17 protein-coding genes are annotated in these 20811 nt (G+C 74.0%); 8 read left to right on the forward strand and 9 right to left on the reverse strand.

All coding sequences use genetic code 11. The features are described from left to right. The first annotated feature begins 462 nt into the window (after positions 1-462). Both AC07GB_RS15170 and AC07GB_RS15175 read left to right on the forward strand, forming a co-directional pair. Positions 463-1746, forward strand: a complete 1284-nt coding sequence (locus AC07GB_RS15170; RefSeq protein ID WP_478845401.1) for a glycosyltransferase — start codon at positions 463-465, stop codon at positions 1744-1746. Next, the gene (locus AC07GB_RS15175; RefSeq protein WP_478845403.1) at positions 1743-2438 is read left to right on the forward strand and encodes a 4'-phosphopantetheinyl transferase family protein; all 696 of its coding nucleotides are present in this window, start codon (positions 1743-1745) and stop codon (positions 2436-2438) included. Before AC07GB_RS15170 ends, AC07GB_RS15175 begins: the two co-directional genes overlap by 4 nt. 195 nt (positions 2439-2633) lie before the next feature. On the opposite strand, the gene AC07GB_RS15180 is transcribed toward AC07GB_RS15175, so the two are convergent. Further along, on the reverse strand, positions 2634-3203 hold the full coding sequence (locus AC07GB_RS15180) for a TetR/AcrR family transcriptional regulator (RefSeq protein ID WP_478845405.1): 570 nt from the start codon (positions 3201-3203) through the stop codon (positions 2634-2636). Between the two features lie 133 nt (positions 3204-3336). On the opposite strand from AC07GB_RS15180, the gene AC07GB_RS15185 reads away from it, so the two are divergent. Next, positions 3337-3933 carry a dihydrofolate reductase family protein gene (locus tag AC07GB_RS15185; RefSeq protein WP_478845407.1) on the forward strand — a complete coding sequence of 199 codons (597 nt, stop codon included), beginning with the start codon at positions 3337-3339 and terminating at the stop codon, positions 3931-3933. 78 nt (positions 3934-4011) lie between these two features. On the opposite strand, the gene AC07GB_RS15190 is transcribed toward AC07GB_RS15185, so the two are convergent. Beyond that, entirely contained in the window at positions 4012-5895 is a 1884-nt protein-coding gene (locus AC07GB_RS15190; protein ID WP_478845409.1) for an ABC transporter ATP-binding protein, read from the reverse strand. Positions 5896-6209: 314 nt separating this feature from the next. On the opposite strand from AC07GB_RS15190, the gene bglX reads away from it, so the two are divergent. Beyond that, positions 6210-8336, forward strand: coding sequence for a beta-glucosidase BglX (gene bglX, locus AC07GB_RS15195; RefSeq protein WP_478845666.1), 2127 nt, complete (start codon positions 6210-6212; stop codon positions 8334-8336). An 18-nt stretch (positions 8337-8354) separates the two neighbouring features. Here the strand turns inward: bglX and AC07GB_RS15200 are convergent, their stop codons facing one another. Further along, positions 8355-9257: a GNAT family N-acetyltransferase gene (locus AC07GB_RS15200; RefSeq protein WP_478845411.1), complete on the reverse strand. Its 903-nt coding sequence runs from the start codon at positions 9255-9257 to the stop codon at positions 8355-8357. A gap of 176 nt (positions 9258-9433) precedes the next feature. Between AC07GB_RS15200 and AC07GB_RS15205 the strand changes: the two genes are divergently transcribed. Together AC07GB_RS15205 and AC07GB_RS15210 are read left to right on the forward strand one after the other, a co-directional pair. Next, a complete protein-coding gene (locus AC07GB_RS15205; protein WP_478845412.1) occupies positions 9434-10513 on the forward strand; it encodes a medium chain dehydrogenase/reductase family protein in 1080 nt (359 codons plus the stop codon). Between the two features lie 299 nt (positions 10514-10812). Next, positions 10813-12774 (forward strand): ABC transporter ATP-binding protein, encoded by a 1962-nt coding sequence (locus tag AC07GB_RS15210; RefSeq protein ID WP_478845413.1) that lies wholly within the window; start codon positions 10813-10815, stop codon positions 12772-12774. On the opposite strand, the gene AC07GB_RS15215 is transcribed toward AC07GB_RS15210, so the two are convergent. From AC07GB_RS15215 to AC07GB_RS15230, 4 genes are all read right to left on the reverse strand, one after another. Continuing rightward, on the reverse strand, positions 12755-14689 hold the full coding sequence (locus AC07GB_RS15215) for a helix-turn-helix domain-containing protein (protein ID WP_478845415.1): 1935 nt from the start codon (positions 14687-14689) through the stop codon (positions 12755-12757). The two genes, AC07GB_RS15210 and AC07GB_RS15215, sit on opposite strands and share 20 nt — an antisense overlap. Before the next feature lie 27 nt (positions 14690-14716). Continuing rightward, positions 14717-16141, reverse strand: a complete 1425-nt coding sequence (locus AC07GB_RS15220) for an MFS transporter (protein WP_478845417.1) — start codon at positions 16139-16141, stop codon at positions 14717-14719. Positions 16142-16200: 59 nt separating this feature from the next. Continuing rightward, positions 16201-17007 carry a 3-hydroxybutyrate dehydrogenase gene (locus AC07GB_RS15225; protein ID WP_478845419.1) on the reverse strand — a complete coding sequence of 269 codons (807 nt, stop codon included), beginning with the start codon at positions 17005-17007 and terminating at the stop codon, positions 16201-16203. A gap of 104 nt (positions 17008-17111) precedes the next feature. Next, positions 17112-17240, reverse strand: coding sequence for a hypothetical protein (locus AC07GB_RS15230; protein ID WP_478845421.1), 129 nt, complete (start codon positions 17238-17240; stop codon positions 17112-17114). On the opposite strand from AC07GB_RS15230, the gene AC07GB_RS15235 reads away from it, so the two are divergent. Continuing rightward, positions 17239-17607 (forward strand): VOC family protein, encoded by a 369-nt coding sequence (locus AC07GB_RS15235; RefSeq protein WP_478845423.1) that lies wholly within the window; start codon positions 17239-17241, stop codon positions 17605-17607. The two genes, AC07GB_RS15230 and AC07GB_RS15235, sit on opposite strands and share 2 nt — an antisense overlap. A gap of 51 nt (positions 17608-17658) precedes the next feature. On the opposite strand, the gene AC07GB_RS15240 is transcribed toward AC07GB_RS15235, so the two are convergent. Together AC07GB_RS15240 and AC07GB_RS15245 are read right to left on the reverse strand one after the other, a co-directional pair. Then, positions 17659-18483, reverse strand: a complete 825-nt coding sequence (locus AC07GB_RS15240; protein WP_478845425.1) for a S1 family peptidase — start codon at positions 18481-18483, stop codon at positions 17659-17661. A gap of 341 nt (positions 18484-18824) precedes the next feature. Continuing rightward, on the reverse strand, positions 18825-19289 hold the full coding sequence (locus AC07GB_RS15245; protein ID WP_478845427.1) for a hypothetical protein: 465 nt from the start codon (positions 19287-19289) through the stop codon (positions 18825-18827). Between the two features lie 341 nt (positions 19290-19630). Between AC07GB_RS15245 and AC07GB_RS15250 the strand changes: the two genes are divergently transcribed. After that, positions 19631-20773, forward strand: a complete 1143-nt coding sequence (locus tag AC07GB_RS15250) for an alpha/beta hydrolase family protein (protein WP_478845429.1) — start codon at positions 19631-19633, stop codon at positions 20771-20773. The last annotated feature ends 38 nt before the right edge of the window (positions 20774-20811 follow it).

A 20811-nucleotide genomic window follows, 5' to 3' on the forward strand; every position in this document is an offset into this window, starting at 1 on the left:
GCCCCGGGCGCAAGCGAACTCGGCCGAACGCGTCAGCCGCCGCCACAAGGCATTCTTTGTGTGGTGGGCCACACAGCCGGGCACGCCGCCGCACGCGCCGGGGCGGCCCGCTAGGGGACGGATAGGGGTGGAGGGCGGTACCGGCCACAGCTAGCCTCCGGCGGGAGGAATCACCGGTACGACAGCGGCGGCACCGGTCGTCGGACGACCCCGCCCTCCCCCGGGCCCGGCGTGTCTCCCCGTGCCAAAGCCCCACGGGGGGCCACGACCCCACGGGGTGCCACCACTCCACGGGGTGCCACCACCTCACGGGCGGTCACCCGTGATCCTCCCGGAAACGCCTGCCGGCCAGGGCACGCCGATGTGACGCGCTCGCGTGGGACGCACGCGCGCAGACCCGTAGAGGACGACGATGGCGAGATTGCAGACACCGAGCGCGCTCCGACCCGGGAGCGTGCCCCGATGACCGCGTCCGGCCCGGGTCCCGGCTCCGAGCCCGAAAGCGCCGCCGCGACGCCCGAAGGCACCGGTCCGGCCGCTCCGGACGGGGCGAGCACCACCGTCACCGTGATCATCCCGACGTTCAACGAGGCGGACAACGTCGAGGAGTTGCTCACCCGGCTCGCCGCCGCCCTGCCCGGGCACCTGGACTGCGAGGCCCTGTTCGTCGACGACAGCACCGACGACACCCCGGCCGTGATCGAGCGCGCCGCCCTCACCTGCCCGTTCCCCGTACGCCTCCTCCACAGGGAGGCACCGGTGGGCGGCCTGAGCGGCGCCGTGGTGGAGGGCATGAAGGCCGCCGCCTCGGAGTGGCTCGTCGTCATGGACGCCGACCTCCAGCACCCACCGTCGCTCATGCCCGAGCTGGTCGAGACGGGCCGCCGCACGGGAGCCGAACTCGTCGTCGCCAGCCGGTACGCGGGCGGCGGCAGCCACGCCGGGCTCTCCGGCCGCTACCGCGTCGCGGTCTCGCGCGCCTCGACCCTGGTGACCAAGTCCCTCTTCCCCTCGGCGCTGCGCGGCATCAGCGACCCCATGAGCGGGTTCTTCGCGATCCGCCGCGACACCGTGCGCGCCCAGGCCGGCATCCTCAAGCCGCTCGGCTACAAGATCCTGCTCGAGCTGGCCATCCGCTGCCGCCCGCGGACGGTCGCCGAGGTGCCGTTCTCCTTCCAGGAGCGCTACGCGGGCGAGTCGAAGTCGACCGTGCGCGAGGGCCTGCGCTTCCTGAACCACCTGGTGTCCCTGCGCACCGCGACCCCCGCGGCCCGCATCGTCGCCTTCGGCGTCATCGGCCTGAGCGGCTTCCTGCCCAACCTGCTCGGCCTCGCCGCGCTCACGGCCATGGGCCTGCACTACCTGCCCGCCGAGATCGTGGCCAACCAGTTCGGCGTGCTCTGGAACTTCGTCCTCATCGATTTGCTGCTCTTCCGCGGCCGGCGCGAGCACCGCCACTGGGCCGACCGGCTCGGCCGCTTCGCGCTGCTCGCCAACGCCGACCTGCTGCTGCGCATCCCCCTCATCGCGCTCCTCGTCGACGGCGCGGACATGGCGGTCCTGCCCGCCACCACGCTCGCCCTCCTGACGACGTTCGTCGTGCGCTTCGTCGCCACCGAACTGCTCGTCTATCTCCCCACGCGCGAGCAGGCCAAGCGCACGGACGCCGCGCTCGCGAGCGAGGACCGGGCAGAGCTGGAGGACCGCGAGGACCGCGAGGACCGGGAGAAGGAAGGCACGCCGTGAAGACGCCGGAGACGCCGCCGCCCCTCCTCGCGCGGATCGTGCCCGAGGACGTCGTCTGCCGCGAGTGCACCCACGACCCGGAGGGCGTCGTCCTGCACCCCGACGAGGAAGCCCTGATCGCCCGGTCCGTGGAGGCGCGGCGGCGCGAGTTCACCACGGGCCGCCACTGCGCGCACCGCGCCCTCGCGGCCCTCGGGCGGCCCGCCGCGGCCGTCCTGCCCGACGCCAAGGGCAGCCCGGGGTGGCCCGCCGGCGTCGTCGGCAGCATCACGCACTGCGCGGGCTACCGCGCCGCCGCCGTCGCCCTGACCCCGCGCGTCCGCTCGGTCGGCATCGACGCCACGCCGGGTGAGCCGCTGCCGGAAGGGGTCCTGGAGGCCGTGACCCTGCCCGCGGAGCAGCGGCGCGTGCGCGCGGACCTGGACCGGTGGCCCGCGGTGCGCTGGGACCGCGTCCTGTTCAGCGCCAAGGAGAGCATCTACAAGACCTGGTATCCGCTGACGCGCAGGCCGCTGGGGTTCGAGGAGGCCGACCTCGTCCTCCACCGGTCCGCGGACGCCGTGTCGGGCGAGTTCACCGCGCGGATCCTGCCGCCCGTACGGGACCTCGGCTTTCCCCAGGTGCTCACGGGCCGCTGGCTGGCGTACGACGGTCTGGTCCTCACCGCGATCACGCTGCGCCCCGGCGGCTGAGCGGCGGGCGGCCGGCACACCGGCCCGGAACGGCGCATCCCTCCATGGGGGAAATGCAAGGAGTCGCCGTTCCGGGAACCGGCCCTGTCCGAAGAGCCCCGCGGCACGGCCAGCGGCTCTTCCGCGCCCCACAGTAGGGCGGGGCCGTGGTGCCGAGTACCCCTAACCGGCCCTTACCAGCGCTCCGCCCGGGGCTCAGCGCAGCAGCCGCCGGGACAGCTCCTCGATGAGCTTGTCGACCGAGAACGGCGTGAGCAGCTCGGGCACCGTCAGGTCGTCGACGATCAGGCCGAGCATGGCGAGGTAGACAAGGACGACGCCGGTGCGGTCCCCGGGCAGACCCGCGTCCAGATGGAAGCTGATGTTGGCCTCCAGCTGCTCGGCCATGAACCGGCTCAGCTCTGCGTGGAGTTCGGGTCGGCGGGTGGCCTCCAGGCGCATTTCGAGCAGGGCCAGATGGCTGCTGCGGTCGGCCCGCATCCGCTCGACGAGCTGCCGGAGCAGCGTGCTCACCAGGTCCATGGACGGCGCCTCGCGCATCGTGTCGGCGAGCGCGTCCTCCTCCGGCATCAGGCGCTCCTGGACGCGCCGCATGGTCTGGGCGAGCAGTTCCGCGCGGTTGGCGAAGTAGTTGCTCGCGGTGCCCTTGGGGACCCCCGCCTCCGTGTCGAGCGCGCGCAGCGTGAGCCCGCGGGAGCCTTCGCGCGCGAGCACTTCGATCGCGGCGTCCAGCAGAGCGGTACGGCGGGCGGGGTTCTGCCTCATGACGTCTTCCTTCTCGATCGCTTGACACCACTGCAAGTGAAGTACTACGTTCTAACCACTGCGAACAGAGTACATCACCCGATGTGATCTGGCCCCGCCGCCACCGTCCCCGCCTCGTCATCTTGGAGCCCGTATGCGCAAGCTCACCTACTTCATCGCGATGTCCCTCGACGGCCGCATCGCCGGGCCCGACGCCTCCGACCCCACCGGCCCGGAGGGCTTCTGGCCGGTGGCGGAGGACTACGTCCGCCTGCTGGTCGAGAAGTATCCCGAGACGCTCCCCGTCCAGGCGCGTGCCGCGCTCGGCGTCACGGCCGAAGGCACCCACTTCGACACCATGCTCGAAGGCCGCACCACGTACCAGAACGGCCTGGACGCCGGATTCACCAACTGCTACCCGCACCTGCGGCACCTCGTCTTCAGCCGCACCCTCACCGAGAGCCCCGACCCGGCCGTCGAGATCGTCGCCACCGACCCGGCCGCGAAGGTCCGCGAGCTCAAGCGCGAGCCCGGCAAGGGCCTGTGGCTGGCGGGCGGCGGCGAACTCGCGAGCGCCCTGTACGCCGAGATCGACCGCCTCGTCATCAAGCTCGCCCCCCTCACGGTGGGCGCGGGCATCCCCCTGTTCGGCGAGAAGACCCCCTTCGACCCCACCCTCTGGCAGCGCACCGCGGTGGACGCCCTGGACAGCGGCACCGTGTTCCTGACGTACGAGAAGGCGGCCGCCTAGCGCGGCGCACCACGACGACGACACCGCGCGGACCCGCCCCTTTCCGGGGGCGGGTCCGCGCGGTGTCGGGGGCAGTGCCTAGGCCGCCACCCCCATGTCGTCCCCCGCGAGGAACTGCGTCCGGTACAGCTCCGCGTAGCGTCCGTCCGCCACCAGGAGTTCCTCGTGCGTCCCGCGCTCCACGATCCGCCCGTCCTCGACCACGAGGATCAGGTCGGCCGACCGCACGGTGGACAGGCGGTGGGCGATGACCAGGGCGGTACGCCCCGACAGGGCCTCGGCGAGTGCCTCCTGCACGGCCGCCTCGGAGGTGTTGTCCAGGTGCGCGGTCGCCTCGTCGAGGATGACGACCCGCTGCCTGGCGAGCAGCAGGCGCGCGATGGTCATGCGCTGCCGCTCGCCGCCCGAGAGCCGGTAGCCGCGCTCGCCGACGACGGTGTCGAGCCCGTCCGGCAGCGACCGTACGAGGTCGTCGAGGCGGGCCCGGCGCAGCACGTCCCACAGCTCGTCCTCGTCGGCGCCGGGCCGGGCGAGCAGCAGGTTCGCGCGGACGGACTCGTGGAAGAGGTGGCCGTCCTGGGTGACCATGCCGATGGTGTCGCGCAGGGAGTCGGCGGACAGGTCGCGCACGTCCACGCCCCCGACGCGCACGGTCCCGGTGTCGGCGTCGTACAGGCGCGGCAGGAGCTGCGCGACGGTCGACTTGCCCGCGCCGGAGGAGCCGACGAGCGCGACGGTCTGGCCGGGCTCGGCGCGGAAGGACAGGCCGTGCAGGACCTCGGCGCCGCCGCGGCCGTCGAGCGTCGCGACCTCCTCAAGGGAGGCGAGGGAGACCTTGTCGGCGGCGGGGTAGCCGAAGCGCACGTCGTCGAACTCGACGGCGACGGGCCCGTCGGGCACCCGGCCCGCGTCCGGCTTCTCGGCGATGAGCGGCTCCAGGTCGAGGACCTCGAAGACCCGCTCGAAGCTGACGAGGGCGCTCATCACCTCGACGCGGGCGCCGGCGAGAGCCGTAAGGGGCGCGTACAGGCGGGTCAGGAGCAGGGCGAGGGAGACGACGGCGCCGGCCTCGAGGGACCCTTCGAGCGCGAAGTACCCGCCGAGGCCGTAGACGAGGGCGAGCGCGAGGGCCGACACCAGGGTGAGGGCGGTGATGAACACCGACTGGGCCATGGCCGTGCGCACCCCGATGTCCCGCACCCGGGCGGCGCGCTCGGCGAACTCGGCGGACTCGTCGGCGGGTCGCCCGAAGAGCTTGATGAGGGTCGCGCCGGGCGCCGAGAAGCGCTCGGTCATGCGGGTGCCCATGGCGGCGTTGTGGTGGGCGGCCTCCCGCTGGAGCCGCGCCATGCGGGTGCCCATGCGCCGCGCGGGCAGCACGAACACCGGCAGCAGGACGAGGGCGAGCAGCGTGATCTGCCAGGAGAGGGCGAGCATCACGCCGAGGGTCAGCAGCAGCGTGACGACGTTGGCGACAACACCCGAAAGAGTGTTGCTGAAGGCGCGTTGCGCGCCGATCACGTCGTTGTTGAGGCGGCTGACGAGCGCCCCGGTGCGGGTGCGGGTGAAGAACGCGACCGGCATGCGCTGCACATGGTCGAAGACGGCCGTGCGCAGGTCGAGGATCAGGCCTTCGCCGAGGGTCGCCGACAGCCAGCGGCTGAGGATGCCCAGGGCCGCCTCGGCGATCGCGATGACGGCGATGAGCAGGGCGTACCGGACGACGAGCGAGGAGTCGGCGCCGGTGACGATGGCGTCCACGACGTGCCCGGCGAGGATCGGGGTCGCCACGGCGAGGACCGCGGTGAGGACGCTCAGCAGCACGAACTGCGTGATGCGGCGGCGGTGCGGGCGGGCGAAGGCGGAGATGCGGCGCAGCGTCGCGCGGGCGAAGGGGCGGCGTTCCTGCTGGGCGTTCATGACGCTGTACATCTGCGTCCACGCCGTGGTTTCCATGCTCATACGAGAACCGTAGGACCTCAACCAATGTTGAGGTCAAGGGCGGCCGAAGCACTCGACTGCCTCTGCGGCCTTTCTTGACCCTCCCGTACCCGCCCCGTACTTTCGCTTCGATTCTTGTGGCCGTTGCCCTGATTTGCCCCACTGTGACGTGAGAAGGCGAACTCATGCGAGAGCTGCGCAGGCGCACTCTGCTGTCCGGACTGTCGTTGATGGGGGGTGCGGCCGTCGCGGGCGGCGGCATCGGCGGCGCGGGCGCCGAGGCCGCGCCCCGGCCCGGCCCGCACGACCGCGAGGTCGACGAGCTGCTGGGCCGGATGACGGTCGAGGAGAAGCTGGGGCAGCTCCAGCAGCTCGCGTGGGCCTGGGACACCGGCCCCGGGGGCGGCGGGGGCAAGGAGGTGGAGGACGCGGCACGGGCGGGCCGCCTCGGGTCCGTGCTCTCCGCCTCCGGCGCGCAGAGCACCAACGCGTTGCAGCGCGTCGCCGTCGAGGAGTCCCGGCTCGGCGTTCCCCTGTTGTTCGGGCTCGACGTCATCCACGGCTTCTGGACGACGTTCCCGATCCCGCTGGGGCAGGCGGCCAGCTTCGACCCCGCGGTGGCGCGCACCGACGCCGAGGTCTCCGCGCGGGAGGCCCGCGCGAACGGCGTGCACTGGACGTTCGCGCCGATGACGGACGTCACGCACGAGCCGCGCTGGGGCCGTATCGCCGAGAGCTGCGGCGAGGACCCCTTCCTGACGGCCGAGTTCGCCGCCGCCAAGGTCCGGGGCTACCAGGGGCGTAACTACGCGGCGAAGGACCGCGTCGCCGCCTGCGCCAAGCACTTCGTCGCGTACGGGGGCGCCGAGGGCGGCCGCGACTACAACACCGTGGACGTGTCCGAGTCCCGGCTGCGCAATCGGTACCTGCCGCCGTTCAGGGCCGCCCTGGAGGCGGGCGTGGCCACCGTCATGGCCTCCTTCAACACCGTCAGCGGCGTCCCCGCGCACGGCAACACCCACACCCTCACGGACATCCTCAGGAAGGAGTGGGGCTTCGACGGCTTCGTCGTCAGCGACTGGAACGGCGTGCGGGAGCTGGTCGCGCACGGCTTCGCCGAGGACGACGCGGCGGCGGCCCGGCTCGCGTTCACCGCGGGCGTCGACATGGAGATGGTCAGCACCACCCTCCGCGAGCACGGCAAGCAGCTGCTGCGCGAGGGGAAGATCAGCGAGCACCGCCTGGACGAGGCGGTGGCGCGGGTCCTGCGCCTGAAGTTCGCCCTCGGCCTCTTCGACGATCCCTACGCCGACGAGGCCGCGGGCGCGGCCGTCGACGGGCCGACCCCCGCGACGCGGAAGGCCGCCCGCGCGACGGCCGCCCGCTCCCTGGTCCTCCTGAAGAACGACAAGGCCACGCTGCCGCTGCGGAGTTCCGTCGCGTCCCTCGCCGTGGTCGGCCCGTTCGCCGACTCCGACGACCTGCTCGGCACCTGGGCGCTCCCGGCCGCGGCGAAGAAGTACCCGTCGGTGAAGGTCCTCGACGCGATCCGGCGGGCGGCGCCGGGGGCCGAGGTGACGTACGCGCCCGGGGTCGGCGCCGAGGGCGAGGACACCGGCGGCATCCCGCAGGCGGTCGCGGCGGCGCGGGCCGCCGACGTGACCGTCGTGGTCGTGGGTGAGCCGCCCGCGCTGAGCGGTGAGGCCGCGGCGCGCGCCGACATCGGCCTGCCCGGCGCGCAGGAGCGGCTCGTCGAGGCCGTCGCGGCGACCGGCAAGCCGTTCGTGGTGGTCCTCGTGAACGGCCGCCCGCTGGCCGTCGGCGGCTGGCTGCGGAGCGCGCCCGCCGTCCTGGAGGCCTGGCATCCGGGCCTGGAGGCCGGGAACGCCATCGCCGACGTGCTGTTCGGAAAGGTCAACCCGGGCGGCAAGCTGCCCGTCTCGTTCCCGCGCGCGGTCGGTCAGATCCCGATCGCCTACCACCACGAGTCGACGGGCCGCCCGTACGCCGCCGACAACAAGTACACCTCCAGGTACCTGGATCTGCCGCCCGGACCGCAGTTCGCCTTCGGCCACGGCCTGAGCTACACGTCCTTCGAGATGGGCGAGCCGCGGCTCAGCCGCGCCGACGTCCCGGCGGGCGCGCTGCGCGCGGGCGACACCGTCGAGGTCTCCGTCACGGTCACCAACACCGGCGGGCGCGAGGGCGACGAAGTGGTGCAGTTGTACGTCCACGACCTCGCGGCGAGCATCACGCAGCCGGTCCGCAGGCTGCGCGGCTTCAGCCGGGTGACGCTCGCCGCGGGCGCCTCACGGACCGTCCGCTTCCGGATCGGCGCCCGCGACCTGGGCTTCTGGACGAACGACACCCGCGGTGAATTCCTCGTCGAGGAGGGCGCGTTCGACCTCTACGTCGGCAACAGCTCCACGGCGACGGCCAAGCGACGGCTCACCGTGACCTGACCCGCGTGCCCGCGCCCGTCAGCCCAGCTCCAGGGTGGTGATCCCGAACACCTTGTCCCGCGCGAACTCCCGTACAGGGCCGGTGTACATGCGCGCCGTCGCGAACGTCGGCTTCATGCCGCGGCCTTCGGCGAGGGCGACCGCGGGCCCGTTGGACCCGGGCACGTCTATGGCGACGGGCACCCCGTCCAGGTCGGCGGTCAGCGCGTCCACGAGGGCCTCGGCGTCCGCGCGGCTGTCGGCGAACAGCGGCCCGATCCGGACGCCTTCGCGGGCCGGGCGCAGCATCCCGTAGCCGGTGACGCGGCCGTCGGCGACGCTCGCGAGCACGCGGTGTCCGGGCGTACGCAGCCAGGAGGCGAGGAACCGCGGCCGGTCCGCGGGGCAGCAGGAACCGTCGTACGCGAGGAGCGCCTCGTGCCCGACCTCGGCGCCGGGGCGCACGTGCGCGGGCACCGGCCCGGAGGGTGTTGCCGGGCCGACGTACCGCATGCTCTCGTGGCACAGCTCGAAGCCCGAGCGCCGGTAGTTGTCCTGCTGCGCCGGTACGCCGTCCAGGCCGACGGTGCGCTCCCCCGCGTGCGCGAGCGCGGCCCGCCAGGTGGCGATGCCGTGGCCCTGGCCGCGGGCGTCGGGACGGACGAGGTAGAAGCCGAGGAACGCGTACGCCGCGCCGTAGTTGACGACGGAGATCGCCGAGACCGGCTCGCCGTCGACGCGGCCGATGAAGAATCCGTCCGGGTCCTGGGCGAAGAAGGACTCGGTGTCCCGCAGCCCAGGGTTCCATCCCTCAGCCGCCGCCCAGCCGGTGACGACGCGCCAGTCCTCGGGCGTGGCGGTGGCGAGCGCGAGGCGGCCGGGGGCGTGCTGGTCCGGGGCGAGCCGGCTGGGGGTGTGCTGGCCGGGGGCCGGGTTCTCCATCGCCGCACCTTCCTTGTACGGGTCGTACGCGGGACGCGTACGCGCAGCCCTCCCATCCTGCCCCGCGCGGGCCCGGGTCAGCGCTTCCTTGACAGGACTGCGGGAAGAGGCGCAAGCTTCAGTTAGAGCCTCTCACTTATCCGAGAGACTCACCCATCCAAAAGAGAGGCTCATCCATGGTCGAGTCGGCCCTCGCCACCGCCACCGCCACCGAGGTCGTCCTCCCCGGCGTGGTCGAGCCCGAAGGGCTCACCGTGCGCCACCGCCCAGCCCCCACCCCCGGCCCGGGCCGCGCCCTGCTGGCCATGGAGGCCACCGGCGTCTCCTTCGCCGAGCAGCAGATGCGCCGCGGCAAGTACTTCGACCAGCCGCCGTTCCCCTTCGTGCCGGGCTACGACCTGGTGGGGCGCGTGGCCGCCACCGGGCCCGGGGTCGACCCGGCTCTCGTCGGGGGCCGGTTCGCCGTGCTGACCAAGACCGGCGGCTGGGCCAGCCACGTGGTGGTGGACGCCGCGGACCTCGTCCCCGTACCGGAGTCCGTCGCGTCGGCGGACGCCGAGACGCTCGTCGTGAACGGCGTGACCGCCTGGCAGATGCTGCACCGCGCCGCGAAGGTCAGGGCCGGCGACACCGTCGTGGTGCTCGGCGCGAACGGCGGCGTCGGCTCCACGCTGGCGCAGCTCGCCCGCATCGCGGGCGTCCGGGTCCTCGGCACCGCGTCACCCCGCCACCACGACGCGCTGCGCCGGCTCGGCGTCACGCCCGTCGACTACCGCGACCCCGAGCTGTACGCGCGCCTGCGCGGGCTCGCGCCGGACGGGGTGCGGGCGGTCTTCGACCACGTGGGCGGCGAGGGGATCGTGGAGTCGTTCCGGCTCCTCGCGCCGGGCGGCACCCTCGTGTCGTACGGGACGGCCTCCACCCGTGACGTGGCGGGTTCGTCGAAGGCCCCGGTGCTCAAGCTGTTCGCGCGCCTCGCGCTGTGGCAGGCGCTGCCGAACGCCCGGCACGCGCGCTTCTACAACATCTGGGCCGGGCGGCGCCGCGCCGACGCCTTCCGCGCGCGGCTGCGCACGGACCTGGAGCAGGTCTTCGCGCTGCTCGCCGACGGCAGCCTGACCGCCCAGGTCGCCGCGCGCCTCCCGCTGTCCCGGGCGGCCGACGCCCTGCGCCTCGCCGAGTCCGGCACGGTCACGGGCAAGGTCGTCCTGGTCCCGGACGAGGCCGTGCCGGACGGCGATGCCGGTGACAAGTGACCATCGCATGAGCGCACTTCACGCCCCGAACAGCGCCATTCCAGGCCGATTTCACCCCATCCCGCGCAGATTGTGCCCGCTGTGCCCCGTCGGCGCCGCTCCCCCGGGAAGGTGGTCCCAGGACCCGAAGGGGCCACGGACACCTGGGAGGCGATGTGCGGCAGCACCATCCAGCACGAGGCCGCGCGCGGCAGCCACGGCGCGGCCGGGCGGGCGGGGGCTCCGCCTCCCGGCCCGAGCACGCGCCGCCCGAACAGCTGCTCTTCGGCGGGCGGTTGCGGAGTTCGTGGGGATGGACCGTGCACGAGGGCGCGCAGCTGAGGACGTCGTTCTTCACCATCCTGCGGCAGATCCCCACGCTCATCGGGCACACGGCCGTCCTGGGCCTGCGCGCCGATCCGGCGGCCCTGGTGGTCGTCGCGGTGGCGCAGCTGGGCCAGGCCGCGGCCACCGCGTTCGGGCTGCTCGCCACCAACCGCGTCCTGGTGTCCCTGTTCGCGGCGGGCCCCACGGCCGACCGGGTGCAGGACGCGCTGCCGTCCCTGGTGGGGGTCGCCGCCGCGAGCGCCCTCGCGGCGACGCTGCGGGCCGTGTCCTTCGCGGCCTCGGGCAGACTCGGCCCGAAGGTGGAGCGCATCGCGGCCCTCTCCATGCTGGAGCACGTCGTCCGGGTCGAGATGGAGCACATGGAGCGCGCCGACTTCCACGCGGTCCTCGACTCCGGACAGCATGGCCAGACGGCGGCGCGCCGCCTCATCGACCACACCCTCGGCATCGTCGAGGCCGCGATGGCGCTCCTCGCCGTCAGCGGGGTCCTCGCCGTGCTGCACCCGGCGCTGCTTCCGCTGCTCGTCGCCGTGATCGTGCCGAAGGCGTGGGGCACGGTCCGGGCGGCGCGCCGGACGTACGAGTCGGTGCAGGTGTGGCTGGAACATGTGCGGCAACTGGGCGCCCTGCGCCGCCTGCTGATCTCCCAGGACGCGGCACCCGAGCTGCGGGTGCACGGCGCGGGCCCCTTCCTCCTCGACCAGTTCGACCGGATGGCGGCGCAGGCGTCGGACGAGCAGACGCGCCTCGCGCACCTGGAGGCCCGGACCGACCTCGGCACGTCGGCCCTGTCCGGCCTGACGGCGGCGGTGACGTACGCGCTGCTCGCCTGGCTCCTGACGCACGGTCACATGCCGCTGGCCTCGGGCGCCACGGCCGTCCTCGCGCTCACCAGCGGCACGGCGGGGCTGCGCCGCCTGGTGACGAACATCCATCACCTCTATGAGCAGAGCCTGTTCATGACGGACCTCATCCGGGCCCGCGAGGAGGCCGGGCGGTGCGCCATCCCTGCCACGGGGGCGGCGGTGCCCGAGCCGCCCGCCGAGATCGCGTTCGACCGGGTGACGTTCCGCTACCCCGGCCGCGACCGGGACGCGCTCGACGGGGTGTCCCTCACCGTCCGCAGGGGCCAGGTGGTCGCCCTCGTCGGCGCGAACGGCTCCGGCAAGACGACCCTCAGCAAGCTCCTCGCGGGCCTGTACCTGCCGTCCGCGGGGACGGTCGCGTGGGACGGCACCGATCTGCGCGACCTGGCGCGCGACGACGTGTTCGGGCATGTGGCGCTCGTGCCGCAGGACTTCCAGCGGTGGCCGTTCACGGCCCGCGCGAACGTGGCGATCAGCCGCCCGGCCGCGTTCCACGACTCCGCGCGCCTGGACGCGGCGGCAGCGTACGCCGACGCGCACGGCGTCCTCGGCGAACTCCCGCACGGCTGGGACACCTTGTGCGAGAAGGGGTACGAGGGCGGCGTCGACCTCTCCGGCGGCCAGTGGCAGCGCATCGCCCTGGCCCGCGCCTACTTCCGGGACGCGGCCATCCTCATCTGCGACGAGCCCACCAGCAGCATGGACCCGGCCGCGGAGATCGACGCCTTCGACAAGATCCGCGCCCTGGCGTCGGCGGACCAGACGATCGTGCTCGTCACGCACCGGCTGCACAGCGTCAAGGAGGCCGACGTCATCTTCGTACTGGAGGAGGGCAGGCTCGTCGAGCACGGCGACTTCGCCACGCTCATGGCCGCCGAGGGTCCCGGCGTCTTTCGGCGCCTGTTCGAGCTGCAGTCGCACCAGTACCGTACGGACCCGGTCGGCGCGGGCCCGGGGTGCGCGGAGGAACCGCTGCCCACGGGCACCCTGGACGGCGTGCCCGCGCAGCCGCGCGGGGACCGCGCGGCCAGTCCTGGCGGGGCCCCCGCTAGCGGCGCAGGCGGTTGAGCCGCAGGGCGAGCTGGAGTTCCAGGGCGCGGGCGGGGGTGTTCCAGTCGGCGCCGAGGAGACGGGCCGTGCGGTCCAGGCGCTGCACCACGGTGTTCACGTGGACGTGCAGCACGTCCTTGGCGCGGGACAGGCTCGCGCCCTGGTCGAAGTAGGCCTCCAGGGTGCGGACCAGGTCGGTGCCGCGCCGGGCGTCGTAGTCGAGGACGGGCCCGAGGACGCGGTGGACGTACCCGGCGACGTCCGCGCGGTCGCCGAGCAGGACGCCGACGAAGCCGAGGTCCGGCAGGCTCGCGCCCTCGCCGGCGCGGCCGAGGACGGTCAGGGCCCGCAGACAGCGCAGGGCCTCGGCGTGGGCGGCGGGCAGCCGCGCCGGCCCGGTGGCGGGGTCGGCGGCGCCGACGGTCACCGGGGCGCCGAGCGCCTCGCCGAGTTCGGCCGCGAGGCGCTCGGCGAGCGGGCCGGGCGCGCTGGTGGGGACGAGCAGGACGACGTGGCCGCCGAGCGGGCCCGCGAGGCCGCGCAGGGACCGGGCGTGGCGCAGGGCCCGGGCGGCGAGGCGGGTGCGCAGGTCGGGTTCGGTGTGCAGGACCAGCACGGCGGTGGGCTCGGTGAGGTCCACGCCGAGACGGCGGGCGCGCAGGGCGAGCCGTTCGGCGCGGCCGGGGTCGGCGGCGGGCGCGGCGGTGAGCAGGTCGTCGAGGAGTTCGCCGCGCACCCGGTCCTCGGCCTCGGCCACCGTGCGGCGCAGGAGCAGCAGGAGCGCCGTGTCGAGGCTGGCGCGTTCGAACAGGCGCCGGTCGCTGTCGGTCAGGTCGGGGCGGCCGCCGAGGGCGACGCTGCCGAGGAGTTCGGGCCCGGCGAGCACGGCGGAGACCCAGACCCCGTCCACGGCCACGGCGCGGCCGCCGGAGCGGGACGCGGCGATGCCGCGCGCGGGCGGGACCGGGGCGTCGGCGCCCACGCGGGCCAGTTCGGTGCCGTCGGCGTCCTGGATGACCAGGCCGCCGTCGAGGAGCGCGGCGATCTCTTCGGCGACGTCGGCCACGTCGCCGCCGCGCAGCACGATGTCGGTGAGCCGGTCGTGGGTCTCGGCGGCGCGGCGCAGCGCCTCGCTCTGCGCGTGTGCGGTGGCCGTCGCGGCGTTCAGCTCCACGAGCGCGGCGCGGGTCTCCTCCAGGAGGCGGGCGCCGTCGATGGCGACGGCGGCGTGGTCGGCGAGCGAGGCGAGCAGCGCGATCTGGTCGGGGGTGAAGTCGCGCGGGCTGCGGTCGGCGGCGTACAGGACGCCGATGACGCGGCTGCCCACGCGCAGCGGCACGCCGAGGATGCCGCGCAGGCCCTCCTCGCCGACGCCCGTGTCGATGGCGCGGGTGTGCTGGAAGCGGGTGTCGACGCGGTAGTCGGCGCTGGCGTAGGGCCGGGCGGTCTGGGCGACGAGCCCGCCGAGGCCCTCGCCCATGCCGAGCCGCAGCTGCTGGAAGGTCGCGGAGGCGCAGCCGTCGGTGACGCGCATGAACGTGTCGCCCGCGGCGGGGTCGTTGAGGGTCAGGTACGCGACGTCGGTGCGCAGCAGCAGCCGGGCGCGGCGCACGATGGCCCGCAGGACCGCGTCCAGGTCGGTGAGGGCCGCGAGGTCGCCCGCGGTGTCGAAGAGCGCGGACAGCTCGGCCTCGCGCCTGCGGTGCTGGTCGAGGGTGCGGCGCACGGCGAGGGCCGCGTCCGTGGCCTCTTCGATCAGGGCGAGCTGCGCCCGGCGCGCCCCGGCCGCCCGGGCCGCGGCCGCCGGGCGGGCGAACTGCTCGGCCGGGGCGTGCCGTCCGAGGAGGTCGAGCAGTTCCCGCAGGGCCGCGGCGGGTTCGCCGTCCGGGGCGGGCGCGGGGCGGGTGCCGGGGCGGGCGTGGGCGGATGCCATGGGGCGGCTGCCTTCCGACGTACGGCTTCAGGAGGGGTCGCCGGAGCGTACCGGCGCGGGCGCGCCCCCGGCCTCACCGCGCGCGCCCTCGGCCTCTCCCCGCGCGCCCGTACCGCCCCGTACGTCCGTCCGGGCGCGGCCCAGGTCCCGCCCCAGGGTCTCGCGCGCGAGGGCCACCGTCACGGTGGTGACCACGGCGGCCAGGCACAGGTACAGCGCGACCGGCGCCGACGAGTCGTACTCCTTCAGGAGGTGCACCGCGACGATCGGAGCGAGCGCGCCCGCGACGATGGAGGCGAGCTGCGAGCCCATCGAGGCACCGGAGTAGCGCACCCTGGTGTCGAACATCTCGGAGATGAACGCGGCCTGCGGCCCGTACATGGCGCCGTGCAGGAGCAGCCCCACGGTGACCGCGGCCGTGATCACGGCGAACGACCCGGAGTCGACGAGCGCGAAGAACACGTACGCCCACAGCGCCATGCCCACCGACCCGATGAGCGTCACCGGGCGCCGCCCCCAGCGGTCGGACAGCGCGCCCCAGGCGGGTATGGCGGCGAAGTGCACGGCGGAGCCGATGAGGACGGCGTTCAGGGCGGTGCTCCTGGGCAGGTCCAGGTGCTTGGTGACGTAGACGAGCACGAAGGAGGTGAGGACGTAGTACGAGATGTTCTCGCCGAAGCGGGTGCCGATGGCGGTGAGCACCTGCCGCCAGCTGGTGCGAAAGACCTCCACGACGGGCGTCTCCTCCTTGGCGCCCCGCGCGGCGGCGGCCTCGGCCTCGGCGCGCGCCTCCAGGAACAGCGGTGACTCGCTGACGGAGACGCGGATCCACAGGCCGACCATCACCAGGACCCCGGACAGCAGGAACGGGACGCGCCAGCCCCAGGACGCGAAGGCGGCCTCGGACTGCACGGCGGCGAGCAGCGCGAGCACGCCGGTGGCGAGCAGGTTGCCGCCGGGGGCGCCCGACTGCGGCCAGGACGCCCAGAACCCGCGGTGCGCGGCGCCCCCGTGCTCGGAGACGATCAGGACGGCGCCGCCCCACTCCCCGCCGAGCGCGAAGCCCTGCACGAGCCGCAACACGGTGAGCAGGACGGGGGCACCGACCCCGATGGCCGCGTACGTGGGCAGCAGGCCCATGGCGAAGGTGGAACCGCCCATCAGGAGCAGGCTCAGGACGAGCAGCTTCTTGCGGCCCACCCGGTCCCCGAAGTGGCCGAACACGACACCGCCGAGCGGCCGGGCGAGGAAGCCGATGGCGTACGTGATGAAGGCGATGAGGGTGCCGGTGAGCGGGTCGGCCGTGGGGAAGAACAGGTCGTTGAAGACGAGCGCCGCGGCGGAGCCGTAGAGGAAGAAGTCGTACCACTCGATGGTGGTGCCGACGACGCTCGCGGCGACGACGCGGGGCAGGCTCGTGCGCGGGGGCGGGGTGGTGGGCAGGGAGGCCATGGCGCCACTTCCTGGTGTTCGGCGGGGACGTGAGGGGAGGGTGCGTGCGGGCCGTGCGGTCAGGTCGCGGTCCAGCCGCCGTCGAGCGGCAGGGAGGTGCCGGTGACGAAGCCCGCGTGCGGGCCGCACAGCCACAGCACGGCCGCGGCGACCTCCTCGGGCTCGATGAGCCGCTTCATCGGGGAGCGGGCGAGGAGCACGTCGCTGACCACGGCGTCGTCGCTGACGCGGTGGGCGGCGGCCTGGTCCTGGATCTGGCCCTCGACGAGGGGGGTGCGGACGTAGCCGGGGCTGACGCAGTTGCTGGTGACGCCGTACGGGGCGCCTTCGACCGCGGCGACCTTGCTGAGGCCTTCGATGCCGTGCTTGGCGGCGACGTAGGCGCTCTTGAAGGCGCTCGCGCGCCGGCCGTGGACGCTGGAGATGTGGACGGCGCGGCCCCAGCGCCGCGCGTACATGTGCGGCAGGGTCTGCCGCAGCAGCAGGAACGGGGCGGTGACCATGACCTGTTGGATGAGCGTGAACCGCGCGGGCGGGAAGTCGGTGAGCGGGGCGACGTGCTGGAGCCCGGCGCTGTTCACGAGGATGTCGACGGCGGTGGGCAGCGCCGCGATCGCCTCGGCGTCGGCGAGGTCCGCGGTGTGCGCGTGGCCGCCGATCGCGTCGGCGACGGCCTTCGCGGCGGCCGCGTCGATGTCCACGACGTGGGTGTCGGCGCCCGCCGCCGCGAGGGCCGCCGCGCAGGCACGGCCGATGCCGCTGCCGCCGCCGGTGACCAGGGCGGTGCGGCCGCGCAGGTCCACGGCCGCCGGCGGGCCCCCGCGGACGGCGGGGTCGGCGGAGTCGGGGTGAGGTCCGCTTGTCATAGCGGGAAACCTAGGGTCGGCGCGGAGGCCCGCCCATGGGGCCGGACACCACAGTCACCGCGGGACCGGTGGTGTGCGGCCACATGAGCACGGGGGCGGTCGCGTCAGGTGTCGAGGCCCCAGGCGCGGCCGAGGCGGTGGGCCGCGCAGAGCCCGACGTCCAGGAGGTTGGCCCCGGCCGTGCCGCACTGCTCGGCGCCCGTGCCGGGGTCGACGGGCTGGCCGTGCGCCATGCCGGTGACGCTGTACGACGGCGTGCTCGGTCTGGAGCAGGGCCGCGGCTCGGACACCTGGGTCGACTGGAACCTGCACGGGCACCAGTTCGTCACGCACCTCACGCCGGAGCGCGCGCCGCGCGTGCACAACCCGGTCGACGGCCACGACGTGCCGGTGCCGCACTTCGGCCTGCTCCTGACCGTCCCGGCGTTCCACGCGCTGGCCGAGCGGCTGCGCGCGGCGGGCACCGCGTTCGTGATCGAGCCCCATGTCCGCTTCGCGGGGCAGAAGGGCGAGCAGTGGACGATGTTCCTGCTCGATCCGGCCGGGAACGCCCTGGAGTTCAAGGCGTTCGCGGACGACTCCCAGGTCTTCGCCGTGTGACGGCCTGCGGCGCGTGCCGCGGGCCGCGACCCGCCCCGGTGGTGATCAGGATCAGCCGTTGCGGGCGATCGTCTTGTGGATCCAGCTCGCGTAGGCGGGCGCGCTGGTGTAGAGCCCAGGACCCTCACTGCACGGGACGCCCGGGGCGCCGGGGCCCGAGGTGACGCCGATGAGTTCCCAGCGCCCCTTGCGGTCCCTCTGGAGCTGCGGACCGCCCGAGTCGCCGTTGCACGCCATGGCCTTCGGCACCTGGCTGATCGTGCACAGACGGGTCTTGTCCGCGTAGCCGGGCGCGCACTCGGAGACCGCGCCCCGGCGCGTGTCCAGTTCCTGGAGCCGGTCGGGGAAGACCCACTCGGTGGGGTCGGAGGCGTTGACGACGGTGCCGAAGCCCAGCAGTCGCGTCGGGGTGCCGGGCCGCCCCGGCTTGTCGGCGATGCGGAGGGGCTTCTCGCCGACCGGGCGGTCCAGACGGAGCAGCGCGAGGTCGTTGCGGTTGGGCCCCTCGCCCTCACCGTTCTTGTAGCCGGGGTGGGACACCGTCTTCGCGACGGACCTGACCGTGCCCCCGGTCTTCCTGGAGTCACTGCCGATCCGGACGGTGCCGTCCAGGGTGACGAGGGCCGGGTCCACGCAGTGGGCGGCCGTGAGCACCCACTGCGCGTCGATCAGCGAGCCTCCGCAGACGCCCTTGAGCGTGGGGTCGGCCGCGACCGTCACGGGGATCGACACCATGGCCGGGTACCGCTGCGTGGAATCCTTCCCGTTGACGATGGCTCCGGCGCTGCCGGTCATCATCGCGGCGCACGCCGCTCCGGCCAGGGCCACCGCGGCGGTGCGCGCCACCGTGCGGCGCGAGGACTTGAGGCTGAACACTGGATCTCCTATCCGTCGAGCATCGCGGCGTCCGGTCGAACATCGCGACGTGCTCAGCCTCCGGGATCAAGAGGAACTGATCCATCCGGTCAGCGGGCCCTTGCGGGCTCGGGCCACCCGGTCGGCGCGGGGTGGGGAGAACCCCCGGACGAAGCCCCCGCATGCCCCGTTTCCCCGGCGACCACTTCGCCCTGGTGCGCTACACCGCGAACACCGCCCGCCCCAGCGAGGTCAACCTCTACGACGGCACCGCTCAGGCCGTCACCGAGGCCCTCGCGGCGTACGGCGCGGGCACCCACCAGCGGGGCGGGGCCCGCGGGTCACCGCGGGCCCCGGCCGGCCTACACCCAGTCGCCGCACCACACGTAGGCGCCCGCGCTGTTCACGGAACAGGCCCTGATCTTGAGGTCCTTGATCTTCACGCCCGGGTCGGTGTGCAGATTGGTGTGCACCCCGCTGTCGCTCGTGTCCTTGACGGTGTTGAGGGTACGGACGACCGGCTTCCAGGTGCCGCCGCTCAGATAGGAGTAACCGGCCTCGATGCGGGAGTCGTTGCCGTCCCTCTTGATGTCCCACAGGTTGCCGTAGACACCGCCCTTGCCCGCCTCCCAGTCCACGCGGGCCACGATCCGCGCGCCCTGGGTGCCGTGGTTCGGGGTGATGACCTGCCGGGAGTTGGCGTAGTGGGCCTCCCCCGCGACCCAGTGCTCGGGCGCGGCCGCCGCGGGTGACACCAGGGTCACACCTGCGAGCGCGGCTCCGGCCAGCGGCGCGAGGACGCGCGTGGACACCTTGGCGAACTTCATGGAACCCCCTTCTCGGCCCCGGGTCGCGGGGCCTGTCTCCGCCCCGGGTCACGGGGCCGATGATGCGTGGGCGGCCCACCCAAACACGCGGCCACCAGGCTTGTCATCGGCTATAGGGGGTTGCACACCTGTCACCGTGCCGATCTCGCCACCTAGGGGTCGGGGTGGGGTTCCGGGGCCCGCCGCGCACGCACCTGACCCCTGGCCGTAGCCCTGCGGGTGTACGTCCGCCGCGGAACTGTCAGCCACGGTCCGATGGCCGCTCCGCCGCCCGTCCCTAGCGTGGGAGCAGCGCCTCCCGGCACACCTGTCGTGGAGGGAAGCCGGTCGGAAGGGCCTTCATGAGACGCACGTTCCTCGCCGCCTGCGCGGTCCTCACCGCCGCGCTCGCCGGCTCCGTACCCGCCGCGTCCGCCCGCGCCGAAACCCCGGCGCCGCCCTCGCCCGTGACCGCGCCGGAGCTGCCCGCGCCGACGGGGAAGCGGCCGGTCGGGATGACCACGGCGCACCTCGTGGACGGGGACCGGGCGGACCCGTGGGTGCCCGGGCGGCGGCGGGAGCTGATGGTCACCCTCTGGTACCCGGCCGCGAGGCCATCCGGCACGCGCGCGCCGTACATGACCGCCGACGAGTCGAGGACGTATCTCCAAGGCCTTGGCGACGACCTGCCGCCGGAGGTGCCGCGAGACGTCCTGAGCAAGGTGGTCACCCATGCCACCGTCCGCGCCACGCCGGTGCGGCCGCGCGGCGGTCTGCCCGTGGTCGTCCTCTCACCGGGCTTCGGCATGCCGCGGGCCACCCTGACGGGGCTCGCGGAGGAGTTGGCGAGCCGCGGCTACGGCGTCGTCGCGATCGGGCACAACTACGAGGCCGAAGGCATCTCCTTCCCCGGTCGGCCCCCGACGACCTGCGTGGCCTGCGCGCACCGGGACTACCCCAAGGTGGGCGCGGTGCGCGCCGAGGACGTCTCCTTCGTCCTGGACGAACTCACCGGCGGGCGTGCGGGCTGGAAGGGCGGCCCCCGCCTGGACGCGGGACGCGTCGCCATGGTCGGCCACTCGGCGGGCGGCTTCAGCACGATTCCCGCCATGCTGCGGGACGCACGCGTGCGGGCCGGGGTGAACATGGACGGCAACTTCCACTTCCCCCACGACGCGCCGGTCCACCGGCCCCTGCTCATGCTCGGCAAGCCGAGCCACGCCCCCGGCGGCCCGGACGCCAGCTGGGACAGGACCTGGAAGCAACTCACCGGCTTCAAGCGCTGGTTGAGCGTGAACGACACCGAGCACACCTCGTTCACCGACCTGGCCCCGCTGGGCGAGCGGCTCGGCCTGCCGCAGCAGCGCCTCGACGGCGAGCGCGCCGATGCCGTCACGCGCGCGTACGTCACCGCGTTCGTCGACGCCCAGCTGCGAGGGCGGGAGGCGCCCTTGCTCGCCGGCCCTTCGGCCCGCTTCCCCGAGGTGCGGTTCCACCGGCCCTAGGGACAGACGGCGGTGAGGGGCGGGGCCGGGTGGTGGCC

Source organism: Streptomyces sp. NPDC045778 (assembly GCF_056431945.1).

Coding starts and splice junctions, on each gene's coding strand:
- AC07GB_RS15170 (WP_478845401.1), top strand. CDS start 463: ATGACCGCGTCCGGCCCGGGTCCCGGCTCCGAGCCCGAAAGCGCCGCC.
- AC07GB_RS15180 (WP_478845405.1), bottom strand. CDS start 3,203: ATGAGGCAGAACCCCGCCCGCCGTACCGCTCTGCTGGACGCCGCGATC.
- AC07GB_RS15185 (WP_478845407.1), top strand. CDS start 3,337: ATGCGCAAGCTCACCTACTTCATCGCGATGTCCCTCGACGGCCGCATC.
- AC07GB_RS15190 (WP_478845409.1), bottom strand. CDS start 5,895: ATGAGCATGGAAACCACGGCGTGGACGCAGATGTACAGCGTCATGAAC.
- bglX (WP_478845666.1), top strand. CDS start 6,210: ATGACGGTCGAGGAGAAGCTGGGGCAGCTCCAGCAGCTCGCGTGGGCC.
- AC07GB_RS15200 (WP_478845411.1), bottom strand. CDS start 9,257: ATGGAGAACCCGGCCCCCGGCCAGCACACCCCCAGCCGGCTCGCCCCG.
- AC07GB_RS15205 (WP_478845412.1), top strand. CDS start 9,434: ATGGTCGAGTCGGCCCTCGCCACCGCCACCGCCACCGAGGTCGTCCTC.
- AC07GB_RS15215 (WP_478845415.1), bottom strand. CDS start 14,689: ATGGCATCCGCCCACGCCCGCCCCGGCACCCGCCCCGCGCCCGCCCCG.
- AC07GB_RS15220 (WP_478845417.1), bottom strand. CDS start 16,141: ATGGCCTCCCTGCCCACCACCCCGCCCCCGCGCACGAGCCTGCCCCGC.
- AC07GB_RS15225 (WP_478845419.1), bottom strand. CDS start 17,007: ATGACAAGCGGACCTCACCCCGACTCCGCCGACCCCGCCGTCCGCGGG.
- AC07GB_RS15235 (WP_478845423.1), top strand. CDS start 17,239: ATGCCGGTGACGCTGTACGACGGCGTGCTCGGTCTGGAGCAGGGCCGC.
- AC07GB_RS15230 (WP_478845421.1), bottom strand. CDS start 17,240: ATGGCGCACGGCCAGCCCGTCGACCCCGGCACGGGCGCCGAGCAGTGC.
- AC07GB_RS15245 (WP_478845427.1), bottom strand. CDS start 19,289: ATGAAGTTCGCCAAGGTGTCCACGCGCGTCCTCGCGCCGCTGGCCGGA.
- AC07GB_RS15250 (WP_478845429.1), top strand. CDS start 19,631: ATGAGACGCACGTTCCTCGCCGCCTGCGCGGTCCTCACCGCCGCGCTC.